The sequence below is a fragment of the Acidobacteriota bacterium genome (assembly GCA_026393755.1).
Taxonomy (GTDB): Bacteria; Acidobacteriota; Vicinamibacteria; order Vicinamibacterales; family JAKQTR01; genus JBAXOX01.
Genome location: JAPKZO010000021.1, coordinates 61,442 through 76,768 on the forward strand (window position 1 = coordinate 61,442; position 15,327 = coordinate 76,768).

Annotated in this window: 13 protein-coding genes and 1 tRNA gene; 7 read left to right on the forward strand and 7 right to left on the reverse strand. The window is 64.5% G+C overall.

What is annotated here, in order from left to right; translation table 11 throughout:
• Positions 1-10 precede the first annotated feature (10 nt).
• A complete protein-coding gene (locus NTV05_08090) occupies positions 11-1,075 on the reverse strand; it encodes a PLP-dependent cysteine synthase family protein (GenBank protein MCX6544361.1) in 1,065 nt (354 codons plus the stop codon).
• A gap of 255 nt (positions 1,076-1,330) precedes the next feature.
• Between NTV05_08090 and NTV05_08095 the strand changes: the two genes are divergently transcribed.
• Positions 1,331-1,405 (forward strand) — tRNA-Glu (locus NTV05_08095).
• Between the two features lie 451 nt (positions 1,406-1,856).
• The gene (locus NTV05_08100) at positions 1,857-2,108 is read left to right on the forward strand and encodes a GIY-YIG nuclease family protein (protein ID MCX6544362.1); all 252 of its coding nucleotides are present in this window, start codon (positions 1,857-1,859) and stop codon (positions 2,106-2,108) included.
• Here NTV05_08100 and NTV05_08105 read toward each other — a convergent pair whose 3' ends face one another.
• Positions 2,109-2,522, reverse strand: a complete 414-nt coding sequence (locus NTV05_08105) for a recombinase family protein (GenBank protein MCX6544363.1) — start codon at positions 2,520-2,522, stop codon at positions 2,109-2,111.
• Positions 2,523-2,793: 271 nt separating this feature from the next.
• Between NTV05_08105 and NTV05_08110 the strand changes: the two genes are divergently transcribed.
• Together NTV05_08110 and NTV05_08115 are read left to right on the forward strand one after the other, a co-directional pair.
• On the forward strand, positions 2,794-3,666 hold the full coding sequence (locus tag NTV05_08110; protein MCX6544364.1) for an exonuclease domain-containing protein: 873 nt from the start codon (positions 2,794-2,796) through the stop codon (positions 3,664-3,666).
• 14 nt (positions 3,667-3,680) lie between these two features.
• On the forward strand, positions 3,681-4,340 hold the full coding sequence (locus NTV05_08115) for a hypothetical protein (protein ID MCX6544365.1): 660 nt from the start codon (positions 3,681-3,683) through the stop codon (positions 4,338-4,340).
• 531 nt (positions 4,341-4,871) lie between these two features.
• Here the strand turns inward: NTV05_08115 and NTV05_08120 are convergent.
• On the reverse strand, positions 4,872-5,075 hold the full coding sequence (locus tag NTV05_08120) for a hypothetical protein (protein MCX6544366.1): 204 nt from the start codon (positions 5,073-5,075) through the stop codon (positions 4,872-4,874).
• 160 nt (positions 5,076-5,235) lie between these two features.
• Entirely contained in the window at positions 5,236-8,244 is a 3,009-nt protein-coding gene (locus NTV05_08125) for a M14 family zinc carboxypeptidase (GenBank protein ID MCX6544367.1), read from the reverse strand.
• A 298-nt stretch (positions 8,245-8,542) separates the two neighbouring features.
• On the opposite strand from NTV05_08125, the gene NTV05_08130 reads away from it, so the two are divergent.
• The 3 genes from NTV05_08130 to NTV05_08140 all read left to right on the forward strand — a co-directional run bounded on the left by NTV05_08130 (position 8,543) and on the right by NTV05_08140 (position 10,254).
• A complete protein-coding gene (locus NTV05_08130; protein MCX6544368.1) occupies positions 8,543-8,824 on the forward strand; it encodes a hypothetical protein in 282 nt (93 codons plus the stop codon).
• A complete protein-coding gene (locus NTV05_08135) occupies positions 8,821-9,402 on the forward strand; it encodes a hypothetical protein (protein MCX6544369.1) in 582 nt (193 codons plus the stop codon). The genes NTV05_08130 and NTV05_08135 overlap by 4 nt, the downstream gene beginning before the upstream one ends.
• 300 nt (positions 9,403-9,702) lie before the next feature.
• Positions 9,703-10,254, forward strand: a complete 552-nt coding sequence (locus tag NTV05_08140) for a hypothetical protein (GenBank protein ID MCX6544370.1) — start codon at positions 9,703-9,705, stop codon at positions 10,252-10,254.
• 188 nt (positions 10,255-10,442) lie between these two features.
• On the opposite strand, the gene NTV05_08145 is transcribed toward NTV05_08140, so the two are convergent.
• From NTV05_08145 to rlmD, 3 genes are all read right to left on the reverse strand, one after another.
• Positions 10,443-10,841 (reverse strand): hypothetical protein, encoded by a 399-nt coding sequence (locus NTV05_08145; protein MCX6544371.1) that lies wholly within the window; start codon positions 10,839-10,841, stop codon positions 10,443-10,445.
• 150 nt (positions 10,842-10,991) lie between these two features.
• Positions 10,992-14,042 carry a PAS domain S-box protein gene (locus NTV05_08150; GenBank protein ID MCX6544372.1) on the reverse strand — a complete coding sequence of 1,017 codons (3,051 nt, stop codon included), beginning with the start codon at positions 14,040-14,042 and terminating at the stop codon, positions 10,992-10,994.
• A gap of 78 nt (positions 14,043-14,120) precedes the next feature.
• On the reverse strand, positions 14,121-15,317 hold the full coding sequence (gene rlmD, locus NTV05_08155) for a 23S rRNA (uracil(1939)-C(5))-methyltransferase RlmD (protein ID MCX6544373.1): 1,197 nt from the start codon (positions 15,315-15,317) through the stop codon (positions 14,121-14,123).
• Positions 15,318-15,327 lie beyond the last annotated feature (10 nt).

Consider the following 15,327-nt stretch of genomic DNA (forward strand, 5'->3'; position numbering starts at 1 on the left):
GACAGCGCGGTCAGATGGTCTTGGTCTGCCCGGGATGTTCCGGGCAGGCCGAGCACAGTCTGCCGATCGCGCGAAATCCCAGCACGTCGATATCCGGCGACAGAGAGCCCGCCTTGACGGGTTCGTTTCGCAGCAAGTCGGTGCTCAGGTACTTCTTGTTGCTGTCGGAGAATACCGTCGCCACCACCGCGCCCCGCCCCATCTCGTTCTGCACCTTCACCGCGCCGATGAAATTCGCCCCGGAAGAAATTCCAACCGCCAATCCGACGTGCGCAAGTTTCTGAGCGAGCAGGATGGCGTCGCCGTCGGACGATTCGACAATGGCATCCAGTTCGTTCAGCTTGACGATGGCCGGGATGAACTCATCCGAGATGCCCTGGATGCGATGATGGCCCACGCGGTGGCCCGTTGACATCGTTGGCGAGTCGGCCGGCTCCAGCGGGTGAATCCGTACGTCCGGTTTCTGTGATCGCAGAAATCGGCCGACGCCCATCACCGTGCCTCCTGTGCCGACGCCGGCCACGAACGCGTCGGGGGTGAGGCCTTCGAGCTGCATCTGTCCCCAGATCTCGGGCCCTGTTGTTAACGTGTGGGCCTCGACGTTGGCGTGGTTGGCGAACTGGCACGGCAGAAACACATGCGGCTCGCGGGCCGCGAGCTCCTCGGACATCCGGATGCTGCCGAGAAATCCCCCCTCGGTCCGGCTGACCAGGACGACTGAGGCGCCGAAACTCGAAATCAGCGAGATGCGTTCCGCGCTCATCCAGTCCGGCATGAAGATCGTCACCGGATGCCCGAGTGCCCGGCCGATCGCGGAGAACGAGATGCCCGTGTTCCCGCTGGTGGCCTCGGCGATCCGGTCGCCCGGCTGAATCGCGCCGGTCTCATAGGCGCGGCGGAGGACGTGCAGCGCCATTCGGTCCTTGATGCTGCCGGTGAGGTTCACCTGTTCGTATTTCGCGTACAGCACCCGCGGCTCACCGCGGTACGTGAAGTCGATGGCCAGCAGCGGCGTGTTGCCGATGATCCGTTCGAGTGCGTCGAACTTGCTGAGTATCGCGGGCGAGAGCGTCATAGTGGTTGGCACGAATGGGTCGGGAAGGAACCTGGGGGTCAGTGCTCTGTGTGCTGCATATATCTTGACGATGAGATCTTATATCGAACCGGCCTTGAGGCGCATGCGCGAGTGGCTGAACGGGGGCGGCCCGCTCCCCTGTCACCGGCTCGGCGTGAGCAGGCGTGCGCGTTGCGAGTAGAGAGCCGTTCTGGTACTATTTGGTGTTCGCCGCTCGCGTGTGGTGCGCGCCATGGCGCACTCGCCTTTCAGATCGTCCCCATCGTCCAGGGGTTAGGACGTGGCCCTTTCAAGGCCAAAACCCGGGTTCGAATCCCGGTGGGGACGCCAGCCTTCGCTCAACCTCAGCTTGCCACTCCTTCGGTTGAGCTACGGCTAGGCAAGCCAGTAGTCAGGCGAAGGCTGCCCCGCTGGAGCAAGTCGAGGAAAGCATCGGGGCGCAGACTTGCGAAAGCGGGCCTCTTCGTCCAGGCAAGCCAGTAGTCAGGCGAAGGCTGCCCCGCTGGAGCAAGTCGAGGAAAGCATCGGGTCGCAGACTTGCGAAAGCCGGCCTCTTCGTCCAGGCAAGCCAGTAGTCAGGCGAAGGCTGCCCCGCGGAAGCTGCGAAGCCGCGAAGGCGGACTTACCCACCGCCGAGACCACGGGCACATCCGGTTCCCACTCGGGTAGCCCCTACACAGACCTTCTGCCTCCTGCTTAGAGTATTTCGCAGCGTTCGACGGAAACCCGCGGGATTCTCTCGCCTCTCTCATTTGGTTCGGAGCTTGCAACCGGGCATCGCGTGCCCGAAAAGTCCTTCGTCTATGTCCTGCGCAGCACAGTTGATTCCGCTCGGCACTACGTCGGCGTCACCTCGGATGTCCCCACCCGGCTCGATACCCACAACTCGGGCGGCTCGAGCCACACCGTTCGCAAGCGACCGTGGCAACTGGTGGTGTCAATCGAATTCTCGAACGCGGAGAGTGCCGCCGCATTTGAGAGGTACTTGAAATCCGGGTCGGGCCGCGCCTTCGCCAAGCGTCACTTCAAATGATCAATTCCGCCGGCCGGCGCCAACCGGCGCGGTGACGATCCGCAACGCGGGCACGTCGCGCCGCATCCACTCGATTTCGAACCGCGCCTGGGGCGCCTTCTCTCCGTGCTGGTTGCGATTCTTCGTCTTGTTCCACGTCACCACGCCGCGATGGAGCTCCCGATACAGAATCTCGTGAATCGAGGAACTGCTCCAGGCGTGCGGCCGAGCCTGCTGTGCGCGCGGACACGGCGCCCCTTCCTCGTTGAGCGTCTTGGCAATCCCCTTCTTCCCGTAGCCTGCCGCGGCAAGCTCGAAGATTCGACGGTTGACGGCGGCTTCGACGTCGTTGACGCGGCGCTCGACGTGCGATCGCCGGCCGTCAGGCGCGTGGATCTCGACGTTGTCGTACCCGAAGACGCGCCCGCCGGGCAATCTTCAATCGTGTGTTTCATGATCTCCCTTTCCTTGGTGGATGGGCCGCGCGGAACTCCATCTGCGCGGCGCGGGTTTTCCGATCTGCGGTTTCCGTGGTGGCGTCGGCGAACGAGCTGTCAGCGGAATGATGATTCGACCACTTTTTCTGAAAAACGCATCTTTCTGAAAAACGCATCACTTTCGGCTTCTGCCCCATCTCGCGCTGCGCGCATCACGAAAGCCGCGATATGTTACGCTGGCAGCCTTCGTCCCCCAACGGAGATGATCGATGGCCGATACGTTCGTAGCGATTGACCTAGAGACGGCCAACCCCGACTTGGCGAGTATCTGCCAAATTGCAGCGGTTACTTTCACCGACGGTGCTGTCACGGATTCGTGGCAAACGCTGGTCGATCCCGAAGACTATTTCCATCCCGTGAACGTCTCGATCCACGGGATCGTCGCCAGCGCGGTCGTGGGCGCCCCTCGATTCGTCGATGTCGCTCCACAGCTTGCGGAATTGCTGGAGCGTCGCATAGTGGCCAGCCATACGGGTTTCGACCGCGTAGCCCTGTCTCAGGCCCAAGGAAAGCACGGCTTGCCTCCAATCGGATGCCAGTGGATTGACACGGCTAGAGTGAGCCGCCGCGCGTGGCCTCAGTTCGCCCGGAGCGGATACGGTCTCGCAAAGGTGGCCAGACACTGTGGCATCGAGTTCCAACACCACGATGCTGCTGAAGACGCTCGTGCCGCTGGAGAAATCCTCGTGCGCGCCATGTCGGAGCACCGTCTCGGACTTTCCGAATGGTTGGCTCGCGTCAATCAACCGATCAATCCGCGAGAACCAAACGCCCCGCAGGGACCCGAGCGTGCGGGAAACCCTGATGGTGAACTGTTTGGCGAAGTGGTCGTCTTCACAGGCGCCCTGTCGATGCTGCGGAGCGATGCAGCCAACATGGCAGCCGAAGCGGGCTGCAACGTTGCTGCGTCCGTTGGAAAGACGACTACCATTCTGGTGGTCGGTGACACAGACGTCCGTTCACTGGCCGGACATGAAAAGAGCTCAAAGCACCGAAAGGCTGAGGAGCTCATCATGCAGGGCCAGCCCCTCCGCATCCTGTGTGAGCGGGACTTCCTCGCCCTACTTCGGGTCGGTTCTTAGTGGGGACCGCAACAATGGCACCAACAATCGCGGAGCAGGTCCACAAGGACTTCGTACGACGAGAAGAGGAACGCTGTCTCGAACGTGAACGAATCACTGGCAAGAAGGTCAAGCGGAAGGAAGTCCCGATTCCCGTCGTGCGTCTTGGACCCGAGGCGCTATGCCAGAATATCGAGCACTTGTTGCTGGTGACCGAGTACGACTACGACCTGTCACATCGGAAGTTCCAAGACTACTGTGCGTCTCGTGGCTCCCTACAGCTTGCGGGCATTCGTGGCACAACGCTATGGCAGTACCATGCCGACCACTCGTTGTCGAAGGACGCCTACCTGGCTGACCCGTACTTCCAATTCGCGCAGGAACACGAAGGCACACGGCACAAGTACACCCCGAAAGACATGGACGTGCAGTGGAAGATCATTCGCCTTTCGAGGGCAACGTTCCAGGACTGTTGGGAGTTGTTCAAAGGCAGGGGGCGTGGCGAGGCGGAACGACCGAAACAGAAGCGACCACCCCGAAAAACCAAGACCACGGCGACTGGCGGGAGTCGGCAGGTGCGAGAACGCGCCCGACGCAAAGACCCGGTACCGGTCACGGCCCGCTTGGATTTTGGAGAACCGGACCCAAGAGACAACGCAAGAAAGCCGAGAAAGAACAAACAGAAGACCGGATGATTCGACGCGTACTCCTGACCTACGCGGCGAGCCGTCCGACCAGGCGCAGGACGGGTTGGTACGAATGACTGCATCGCCGTGGGGACGCCACCAAGTTGTATCAGGCAACTATCGTTCGCACTGGCGCCGCCGGTGTTCTGCCCTGCGCCACCGAAGGTACTCCCGCCACGTGACCATCACACCGATGACAAAGAACGCCATCGATTCGTACGTATATTGCGGGTACGCCAAAGAGACGCCAGCGAAGGCGGCCAACGCGCAGACGCCGAACAGAACCTTCACCAGGCTACCTTCGCGGGGAGCGAAGTGGAAAGACTGCATCTCCGACCTCCCTCTTCCCGTCGCGCTATCTCGGTCGCGAGCCGCGTGCGGCAGAGTATACACTTACGCCGCCCGCCGGAACCGGCCCTCAAGATACAGCCGGGTGAGTCGCTGTGGGGACGCCACCGACAGTCTGCCGGTTCCCGGCCAGCCTCTTCCCGGCGGCGCCTGCTCGGCAAGCCACTTGCCCCTGTGAAGCGAGAATCGTCTTCAGCGGGACTGTTGACGTGGCTGCAGGTAGCCGAAGTAGAAGAACACGCCGCATAAGACCACTGATACGACCGCTTTCACGGCAACGAGACGCGGGGAGATCGTGAATCCAAAAAGCGGAAACGGCACGGAGACGTCGTACAGGAACAGATAGGCATTCGCGATCGTGCCGGCGAATGCAGCGCCCGAGAAGAACTTGAACACTTCCCGCCAGTTGATCCGCGCGGTCGTACCCTCGCGTTTCAGCGACCGGGGGCCCTGCGCGAGCGTATAACGCCGCTGTCCGCACAGTCGCTCGCTAAGAGACTCCCGCCGCCGCTCACGCTCCTAGGTCGCCGACACGAGCGCCGGCAGTTCGCACGGTCTAGCGGCCGGCGTTCAGATCGTTCCAGTTCAGGATCGCGTTGAACGCCAGAAAGTGGCTCCCGCTGGTTTCGTTCCGCCAGAACGGACGTACGCCGAACAGGACGACGTGCCCCTTGCCCAGGCTCACGTCGACGAGCGCCGGCCTGCCGGCCAGGGATTCTCCGCCGACCAGTGCGCCCGACAGCAGAAGATCGTTCGGGTCGGTCGGATACGACAGCAGCACGCGTGGTCCGGCCGTCGCCGCGTCGAGTCCGCCGCGGCCGACGCCGCCCCCGCCTCCTGCACCGCGTCCGCCGGCAGCGCCGCGCTGCGCGGCTGGCACCGGCGGGCCGTCCAGCGTCGTCAACCGCGACGGCGTCGCCATCGGCTGGAGGTTCGGCTGGAACGACGGCGTGCCCCCGCGCCCTCCTCCGCCGCCGCGTCCGCCGCCGCCGGAGAGCGCCAGGACTGGCCCGCTCTTGTAGATCACTCCCAGCGCCTTCTGGTCGTAGCCGTACAGGACCGGGCTCGTCTTGTCGCCGAGCAGCGTCTTGATGACCGATCCCGGCGCCCACAAGTCGGCCGGGTTCTCGGTCACGATCCCGGGCACAATCCGGTAGTCGGGGAATACCGCGGCCGGCGGGCCTTCTGCGATGAGCAGGCCGCCCTCCTGCACGAAGGTCTCGAGCGCCCTCATGCCGTCGCGGCCGAGACTTCCCCGCCGATCGTCGGTCGCATCGGGCGCCGTCCCGACGTTCGGAGTGAGATCGGTCTTCTTGTAGGGTTGAGGCGTGCCGCCCGACGGCACGTCGCCGCCGTCGACCTGCACGGGCCCGGCCGGGTAGAAGATGACGTCGAACTTCGCGCGGAGGTTGCCCTGCCGGACGAGGTTGTCGGCGAAGTAGGTGTACGGGATCTTGAGTCTATCGAACACCATCCGGACCCAGCCCTCGTCCTGCGTGCTCGACCACGAGTGGAGGTAACCGATGCGCGGCACGTCGAGGTCGTGCGTCGGGACGTTGGGCGGCGTGTCGGTGGCCCACGCCGCAAGTCCGAGTTCCCGGATCTGCGGGTCGAGCGACGCGCGGTCGGCGTTCGGGATGATGAACGCGCCGGGGCCGAAGCGGTGACCCGCCAGTTCGAACGCCCGCTCGGCGGCCGACATCTTCACGTTGGCGTTCGCGAACCGGAAGGTCGCCAGGTTGCTGTCGGTCGTGTGATCGATGACCAGCATCCGCCCGTTGCCGTCGATGGTCCCGACGCCCTTGAAGTCGGCCGTCGCGAGCGCCATCGGCTTCTCAAAGATGCTCTTGTCGTCGATCTTGTGCACCTCCAGGTTGCGCAACAGCGGGAACGACCAGCCCGTGTCGTCGTACGGGCGCGGGTTCTGTTCGGGGAACCACTGCACGCCGAGCAGCATGTTGACAAGGCCGCCATACGGCTGGTCGAGTCGGACGATGTAGTCGCCGGCGGCCACCTGAACGTTGTCGATCGTGAATGGAGCCGTCGCCGTGTGCACCTCGACCGCATCGCGGCGGAAGTAGTTCATCAGGTCGGCCGCATCGGCCCTGCGCGGCTGCCTGGCGGGCACGACGTAGGCGTAGGGCGCCCTCGTCTTCCCTTTCTCGACCATCATCTTGTTCTTGATGTAGTAGTTCTCGAGGATCATCTCGTGGCTCTTCGCCACGGTGTTGAGCGCGATGAGCAGCGCCGACTGCTGCATGTTGATGTTCGAGCGGCCGCTCCACTGCACGCCCTCGGGCGGCACCGGGTACGGACGATACCACTCCGTGCTCTGCCCGCCGGCCACGGTCCGACCGCGACCCGCCGTCGCGGCGGGCGCGCCCCCTCGGGCTCCTCCCGCCGGTGCGGCGCCGGCGCGTCCACCAGCCGCCGCTTCACCGCCTCTCCCTCCGCCCCCACCGCCGCCCGCGTAGCTCTGCGTCTCGTAGAACCGGCCAATCGAGTTGTGCGTGACCGCGATCCACAGCAGGAAGTTCGGCGCCCACCCGTCCCAGTAGTTGTAGGTGTACACCCCGGGCACGCCGCGCTTGGTCATCTCCATCACTTCGGTCTGCGACAGCCACCACCACTCGCTCGCCAGCACGGGCGGAATCTCGGTGTTGTACGGCCCGGTGCCGGCCGAGGTGTAGAGCAGCGTCACCGACTCGTGGAGATCGTGCAGCACCTGCGGGCGCAGGTCGAGGAACAGCTTCAGCGTGTTGCGGGTGAGCGCCAGGCCCTTGCCCATGGTGTCGCGGTTGTCGTCGTGCGCCACGTACCTGCCCCAGTAGGTCATCCCAGGCTGCGGCTGGCCGGCGTCGGCCGCGCGCCGGTTGTCCACGTAGCGCTCGTGGCCGTCCACCTCGGCCACCGGCACGATGACGACGATCGCGTTGTTTCTGATCTGCTGGATGAACGGCGACTCCTCCACCGCCAGGCGGAACGCCAACTCAATCAGCATCTCCGGGCTGCCGGCCTCGGATGAATGGAGGCTGCCGGTCACGACGTAGATGGGCTTGCCGGTCTGGATCAGCTGCCGCGCCTGCGCTTCCGAGAGCGTACGCGGGTCGGTCAGCTGCCTCGTGATGCGCTTGTATCGATCGAGCGCCGCCAGCGTCGCCTCGTCTGCGACCGCCAGGGCCACCATCGGCCGCCCCTCTTCGGTCTTGCCGATCTCCCACATCGTCACCCGCGCCGATGCCTTGTCGAGTGCTTCGTAGTAGCGGACGATGTCCTTGTGGTAGGTGACCTTGCTGTCCTCGCCCGGCACGTAGCCGAAGAACTTCAGCGGAGACGGCACCGTCGAGGAGGCCGGCATGTGATCGACCAGTTCGGTCAGGATTCGCTTGTCCGGCGTGGCGTCCAGAATGCGCCTGGTGTACTCCTGGTCCACCGCCTGCGCGCGCTGGCCGGCGGCAGCGGTCTTCTGGCCTGCCGCCTGCCGCGCCTGGATGCCGACCGCGAACGCGATCACGCCGAGGATGGTCGCCGCAATCACGGCGGTTCGAGGCAACTGCTTGTGCATCATGTCCTCCGCAGGTGGTCTTCGGTCACACGTGCAATGACGGTCCCCGGCCCCGTGGCCGACGGTGTCGCTTCGGATTCGGCGGTGCGTTCGTGATGCCGTCCAGGCCGGCGCCAAGCAGCGTCCGGCAGGACACCGATTCCAGGACACGTTCCGCACGATCGCGGGAGTATAGCACCTGCATCCTGCCGAAACGGCGCAGCCCGACCGTCTTCCCCTGCGCCAGCGACTCCACCGGACCTCGGCAGCCCCTTCGCCGGAACGGCCGAGGCCCAGCCCGTCTGGCGCCTGGTGTAGAATGGCGCTCGCGTCCATGATCACCCAGTCTCCCGACACAGATCCCGAGTCGGAGCGCCTCCAGATCCGGCTCCTGCGCTCCATGCCCGTGTGGCAGCGGATCGCGCAGATCGATGCACTCAACGCCATGGCGGAAACCTTCACCCTGATTGGCTTGCGCCAGCGTCACTCGACCGCCAGCCCGACCGAACTGCGACAACTGCTTCGGGATACACGGCTGCAGATGCTGAAGGCATCTGCAATCCCAACCAACCACCAGGTCAGCCCGGACGACGTGGCGTGAACACGATTACCGACGTGCTGCTGCAAGTGATCAACGTACTCGACGAACTGGACGTGGAGTACGTGCTGGTGGGTTCGGTCGCCAGTTCGGCCCGCGGCTTTCCCCGCTCCACAAACGACGCGGACATCGTGGCCGATCTGAGGCCGGAGCACACCGACAGACTGGTCGCGAGCCTGGGCGGCGAGTTCTACATCGATCCCGGCGCGGTCGCGCGCGCGGTCGTCGGCCATCGGAGTTTCAATGCCATTCATCACGCGTCGGGCTTCAAGGTGGATGTCTTCGTGCCCCCGCCCGACGGCTTCGGGCGGCAGCAACTCGCCCGGCGATCGCAGGAGCACCTTGACCCGGCCGGGCCACAGGCGGTCTTTGTCGCGACCGCGGAAGATGTGGTCCTCTCCAAGCTGGATTGGTACCGCGCTTCGGACGGAATGTCCGACCGCCAGTGGCACGATCTTGTCGGCGTCATCAAGGTGCAGGCACCCACGATCGACCTCGCGTACCTGCGCCAGTGGGCCGCGCGGCTAGGTCTGACGGAATTGCTGGACCGGGCTCTGGCTGAAGCGGCGGAGTTTGGCTAGCTCCCGACCACCTTCCCTTTGGACCAGACCGGTGAAGTGTCGGGATCACAGGGATCGGGTGTCCGCACCATGAAGAGTCTCGCGCATCGGCGAATCACTCCGAGCCATTCAACGTGCCGGATGAGGCGGTGTCCCGGTGGGGATACCACCACTGGGGTGCGACCCCTCCGAGCAGCCGCGCCACCCGACGATGAAGCATGCACGGGCGGTCGAGTGCCTCGCCGCAGGGCTGTCGTCTTCGACTAGAATAGCCGGGTCGCATGCCCACTCGCCCGTGACCGCGTCCCCGTGGAGGCGAAGATGATTCCAGTTCTCCTGCTCGCCGGGTTATTCCTGTGTCCGCCGCTCCACGCCGCCGCGCAGCCGCCCAATTTTCGGATCCCTAACCGTCCCGGCGTCTTCGCCGTCACGAACCAGGGTGTCGTCGAGATGACGGTGTTCGGCGAGCGGCGGTCTGAGGAGTACTCCATCCCCTCGTTCGTGTACGGCTCGACCGAACTGGACCAGATCCCGATCGTCGCCTCAATCAGGTCCATCTACGTCAATATGATGGGGTGGAGCCCAAGAGACCTCTGCTTGATCGTAGGCCGTCAACGACTGGCCACGCCGCGTGACGACTTTCGCCGGCTGATCTGGAAGTTCAATCCGCGGGGAGTCGTGAGCGTCGACATCGTCTCCCAGGAGTTCCAGCCGGAAGCATTGCAGAAGTACCAGAAACATCTGACCAGCAACAGCCGCCCGGGCGACGATGTGCGGGCCTTCATCGTGCTCGAGTTGCGCAGCCAGTCAGGGCTGGCCGCGAGAGGCTACCCCGTACAGGTAGAAATCCAGCCAGACTCAGTCCGACGGTGATGGGAAACGCTCGCGGAGTCCTTCGGCAGCGATCTTGCTGCACATGACTGACATCAGGGGCGCTCAAGGGGGTCACCCTCAACGGCACTTTGATCGAGCTGATCAATCACACTACTGAATCCGGTAGCGCACTGAGTAGATTCCGAACGTCGGAATCGAGCATCCGTTTACCCGCGTGGGGGAGAAGATCAGGAGCGAGACCGCCCCACGCTGGTCTCCTCCATGATAGACCCCACATGGACGCGGGCGGGTTCAGCGAATGGCGAGACGAACACCTCGAAACGTATGCGCTTGGTGACGTAGGTCTGCGGCAGCGCGGGCGCGACCAGCCATTCCATGCCCTTGTCGCCAACATCGCGCCACTTCGTAAGCACAACCTGATTGGCACGGTCGGTCTTGTCCGAAGAGAATCCGATCTCAACAAGTCGCCTCTGGACTGCGTCCCACGCCTGCCGGGAGCGGATGTCGAACATTCGCTTTTCGGAAGCGGGCCCAACCACATCCGGTGGCGATGTCTGCGCGCCTTGTGCGAGGCTCTGCAAGTAATGTCCGGCGAAGACCCAACCCAGCAGGAACAACGCCACCATCAAGTCCTCCCCTGACTCTCGGAGTTGAGGTCGCCGCCCATTCTACGTCTGCGTCGTCGCCAGAAACGGTCAATCCCGACCGTCTTCCCCCTGCGCCAGCGACTCCACCGGACGTCACCAGCCCCTTCGCGGGACCGCCGGAACGCGGCCCTATTCGCCATCCAGTGTGGTTCGAATCTTCGCGGCCACATCACCGATGGAGAACGGCTTCTGAATGAAACTTATACCCTCGTCCACGACGCCGTGGCGCGCGATCACGTCGGCTGTGTATCCCGACATGAACAGGCATTTCAAGCCCGGATAGCTTGACTGCAACTGCTTCGCGAGGTCGCGTCCATTCATCTCCGGCATCACGACGTCGGTCATCAGCATGTGAATCTCGCCGCCGCGCTCTCCAGCCAGCCGGATGGCTTCGCCTGGCGTGCCGGCAGCCAGAACTGTGTACCCGCTCCGCTGGAGTACTCGCGTGGTCATCTTTAGAATCGCCGGCTCGTCCTCCACGAGCAGAATGGTCTCGTGACCTCGCTTGCGCGATTCCGCCACGCCCTCGGCGCCTGCCTGTTCCGCCTGCCGCGGTACCCGCGGCAGATAGATCGTGAAGGTCGTGCCTGCACCCGGCTTGCTGCGAGCCTCGATGTGCCCGCCGTTCTGCTTGACCGCACCATACACGCTCGCCAGGCCCAGACCGGTGCGCGCGCCCATCCCCTTGGTCGTGAAGAACGGCTCGAAAATCTGCTTGAGGGTCTCATCGTCCATCCCGCAGCCGTCGTCGCCGACCTCCAACCGGACATAGTCACCGGGCTCAACGCCGGGGAGATCCGCGCAGTCAGCTTCGTTCAAGGAGCCGTTGCCCGTCGCGATCGTGATCGTGCCGACGCCGGCGATGGCATCCCGCGCATTGACGCACAGGTTGGCAAGGATTTGGTCGATCTGGCTCGGGTCGGCCTTCACCGCCCACAGGTCCGCCCCGGGTCGCCAATGGAGACGGACATCCTCGCCGATCAGCCGCCCGAACATCTGGAGCGAACCGGCTATGGTCCCGTTCAAGTCCAACACTCGCGGCTCAACGGTCTGCTTACGGGCAAACGTCAGCAGTTGCCGAGTCAGGTCCGCTGACCGCTTGGCGGCCGCGTGTATCTCCACGAGATCGGCGTGGACAGGATGCCCCGGCGTCACTCCCTCGAGCGCGATCTCGGTGTGGCCGAGGATCACGCCCAGCATGTTGTTGAAGTCATGAGCGACGCCGCCCGCCAACCGGCCCACCGATTCCATCTTCCGCGCCTGCTGAAGCTGCACTTCAAGCTGCCTCTTCTCCTCTTCGGCCCGCTTGCGTTCGGTGATGTCTCGGGCAATCCCTTCCAACGCCACCGGTGTCCCCATTTCGTTGATGACTCTCAGGCTGACTTCCAGCCACACTCGGCGTCCGTCCTTGCCGATGATTTCCCATTCTCCGGCCGGCGGTTCTTCGCCGCGACGGGCACAGTTCAATACTTCCGCAAGACGTCCGGTCGACTCGGGTGCGAACATGCCGCTGATCGCCTGCCCCACGACTTCCTGTCGAAGGTAGCCGGATCGCTCCTCACCTGCCCGGTTGAGCGTCAACAGCACGCCGTTCAAGTCGAGCGTGCAGATGATGTCGCGGGCGTTCTCGATCAGGTTGTAACACCGCAGCTCGACGGCCGCTTTGCTCTGGTGTTCCCGGCGGATGACGTCTGTCTGGCTCCGAACGCGCCGTCGCAAAGCGACCACCCAGGCAAACGCCACGAACACCGCACCACTCGTCAGGACCAGCAGCGCCAGCGCGCGCCCCACCGTCCACCAGGACGGGCGCTGCACGACTTCTATCTCGCGAACGTGGCGCACGCGGAGCTTGAATCCATACGGGTTTCCACTGTTGTCACGAAAAAGAATGCACACCCCGGTCACACGTAGCACGCTGTTTTCTTCCAGTCCCGCGAAGCGGTCGGCGGCGGCCGCATCGGGCTCGAGAAACGCCTGGAAGACGTGGGGGCCAGCCTGAAGCGTGAGTTCCGGTCCGTCAGGAAGCACCGAGAGCTGCGTCAATCGTCCCTCGATGCTGACGAGTCCGGAATCGTGGCGCGGGGCGAGAATCTCTGCCGGCGTCACGTGCACCGCCAAAGGAGGAGGACCCGAGCCGATGCGGTGATAGACCGCGTCGACCACGGCTGGCCCCTTCTGAATCAGTTCTGGAAAACCGAGCACATCGACCCGATCGCCGGGCTGGAGAGGATCTTGGGCCGAGGTCTGGACATAGAGATTGTTCCCTCCATCTGTGATGAATATCGATCGGCCAGGACGGAACATCTCGACCACGCCGCGGACGTGAACGCGGTGCCCGATGCTCTCGTCGGTCCGGCCAGAGAGAACCGCGGGGAACGGCACGGGCGGCGCATCCCAGGGATTGGACGGAGCGGGCTTCTCGACGACCAGCAGCCTCGAATCGGGAACGAACACGACCGCTTCCACAAACTCCTGGCTGGAATTGAGACGGACGCTGCACACACCCTGGACGCGAATGCGCGCGTCCAGAAGCCACTCGGGGAAGCGTCCCCCTCCCGGCGCCGGAAGGTGGACCTTGATCCGCTCATCCCCCGAGGCAATTTCGGCAATGGCATGGTGCCGTTCGGTGGCGCCAGAGCGAACAATGCCGCTCACCTCGACCCACTGGCTGTCTCTCAAGCCGGCAACGATTTGTGAAGGCGGCGCACGCAGCGGACCAGGGAGCGGCGCACGACCCAGGACCCGGATCTGTTTCGATTCAATCGCGGGCGCCAAGCCTGACTGCCTGTAGATCCCCTCCACCTCAATCCGGTCACCCACCTGCAGGTCTTGCCGTCCAGATGGAGGAAGCACACGGACTCCACCCGTCTCGTCCTGAAGGAAAAAGGCATTCCATTCGGGGTCGTAGTCGGTCACGACCCCTTCCAGCCGAACCTGGCGGGGCGTGCTGGATTCGCCGGCAGGTAACGCCCGGAGGTCTTTCGCCTGTGTCAGCACCGGAAGCGCCTGTGTGGCACCGGCAAGTGCGGCGGGAATGGCGGCGGCGGCGCAGAGGATGAGAAGCCGGAGACGTGAAGCGAGCAACGGGTGCGAGGCCGCGGCGACGGACGCCTCGTTGCCGAACTGGGAATCTGCGTCGGAGGGAGCACCGGAGCGGCGCTTAGGAACTCTGTGTTTCACCGTACACTCCGTTTGGAAACCTGACCGACCCATCTTACGCGTGTTGAGCGGCGGCGTCTTGCGGAATCGCGCCTGAATCTATGGTTTCTTCCGCAACACGACCACCGATTCGATATGCGGGGTGTGTGGAAACATGTCGACGGGCTGGACCAGCGAGACGCCGTAGTTTCCGTCGACGAGCGTTTTCAGATCGACGGCCAGGGTGTCCGGGTTGCAGGAGACGTAGACGATCCTGGACGGGCGCAGCGACCGGACGATCCAATCGACCACTGGCGCCGCGCAGCCCTGCCGAGGCGGATCGAGCACCACCGCGTCAGGCGACGTTACGACCAGCCGGCGGCTCGCTCCCGCCGCGACGTCCTCCACGCGCGCGCGGACGAACCGGCACGACGCCTCGGAGATCCTGTTGAGGCGGCGGCTCGCCTCGCCATCCGCCACGGCCTGCGGGTTCTCTTCGACGGCGGTCACGCTGGCCCCTCGTTTGGCGAGGGCCAGAGAGAAGAGCCCCGCACCCGCGTAGAGATCCAGGATCCGGTCGGCCCCGCGCGTGTGCTCGATCACCAGGCGTACCATCGCCGCTGCCGCGACGAGGTTGGTCTGGAAGAACGCCGTCGGCGACACGAGGTACCCGAGCCCGTCGATTTCCTCTCGGACGCGGTCGGCGCCGGCCAGCCGCTTCGTGCTCGATCCGAACAGAAGAGGCCCGGGGCGATCGTGGAGATTGAGATGCAGACCGGTGGGTGCGAGCGGCCCGGCGAGAATGTCCCGGATGGCGGGTCGCAGGGCGCGAGCGTTGTCGGTGACAACCAGCGTGGCCAGCAACTCCGGGGCCGGCCCCGCCACTCGAATCACGAGGTGGCGAACGACGCCCCCGCGCAGATCTGGCGTCGCCGCCTCGATGTCCGCCTTCCGCAGCGCGTCCCGAACCACGAAGGCGAACTGGTTGCCGGCCTCGGCGTGGACGGGACACTCCTCCACCGGCACCACGGCCTGTGAGCCGCGCCGGTAGTGTCCCATCACAAGGCCTCGTCCGCGCGGCCCGGCTGCAAACACGAAGTGCACCTTGTGGCGATGCCCCCAGGGCGCGGCGGCACCCGCCAGCGTCGGCTGGACCGGCGGACACCGTGCGCCGAGCGCCGCCCGGAGCAGCGTTCGCAGCGTGTCCGATTTCACCCGCAACTGTTCGTCGTACGGAATGTGCTGCCACAAGCAGCCGCTGCAATCCTGGTGATGGCGGCATCTGGGTTTCACGCGACCAGAGCCGGCTTTCCGCATGAGGGGTTTA

Excerpts from the sequence above, each read along its gene's own strand:
- NTV05_08090 (MCX6544361.1), bottom strand. The coding sequence starts at position 1,075 with ATGACGCTCTCGCCCGCGATACTCAGCAAGTTCGACGCACTCGAACGG.
- NTV05_08110 (MCX6544364.1), top strand. The coding sequence starts at position 2,794 with ATGGCCGATACGTTCGTAGCGATTGACCTAGAGACGGCCAACCCCGAC.
- NTV05_08115 (MCX6544365.1), top strand. The coding sequence starts at position 3,681 with ATGGCACCAACAATCGCGGAGCAGGTCCACAAGGACTTCGTACGACGA.
- NTV05_08125 (MCX6544367.1), bottom strand. The coding sequence starts at position 8,244 with ATGCACAAGCAGTTGCCTCGAACCGCCGTGATTGCGGCGACCATCCTC.
- NTV05_08130 (MCX6544368.1), top strand. The coding sequence starts at position 8,543 with ATGGCGCTCGCGTCCATGATCACCCAGTCTCCCGACACAGATCCCGAG.
- NTV05_08140 (MCX6544370.1), top strand. The coding sequence starts at position 9,703 with ATGATTCCAGTTCTCCTGCTCGCCGGGTTATTCCTGTGTCCGCCGCTC.
- NTV05_08145 (MCX6544371.1), bottom strand. The coding sequence starts at position 10,841 with ATGGTGGCGTTGTTCCTGCTGGGTTGGGTCTTCGCCGGACATTACTTG.
- rlmD (MCX6544373.1), bottom strand. The coding sequence starts at position 15,317 with ATGCGGAAAGCCGGCTCTGGTCGCGTGAAACCCAGATGCCGCCATCAC.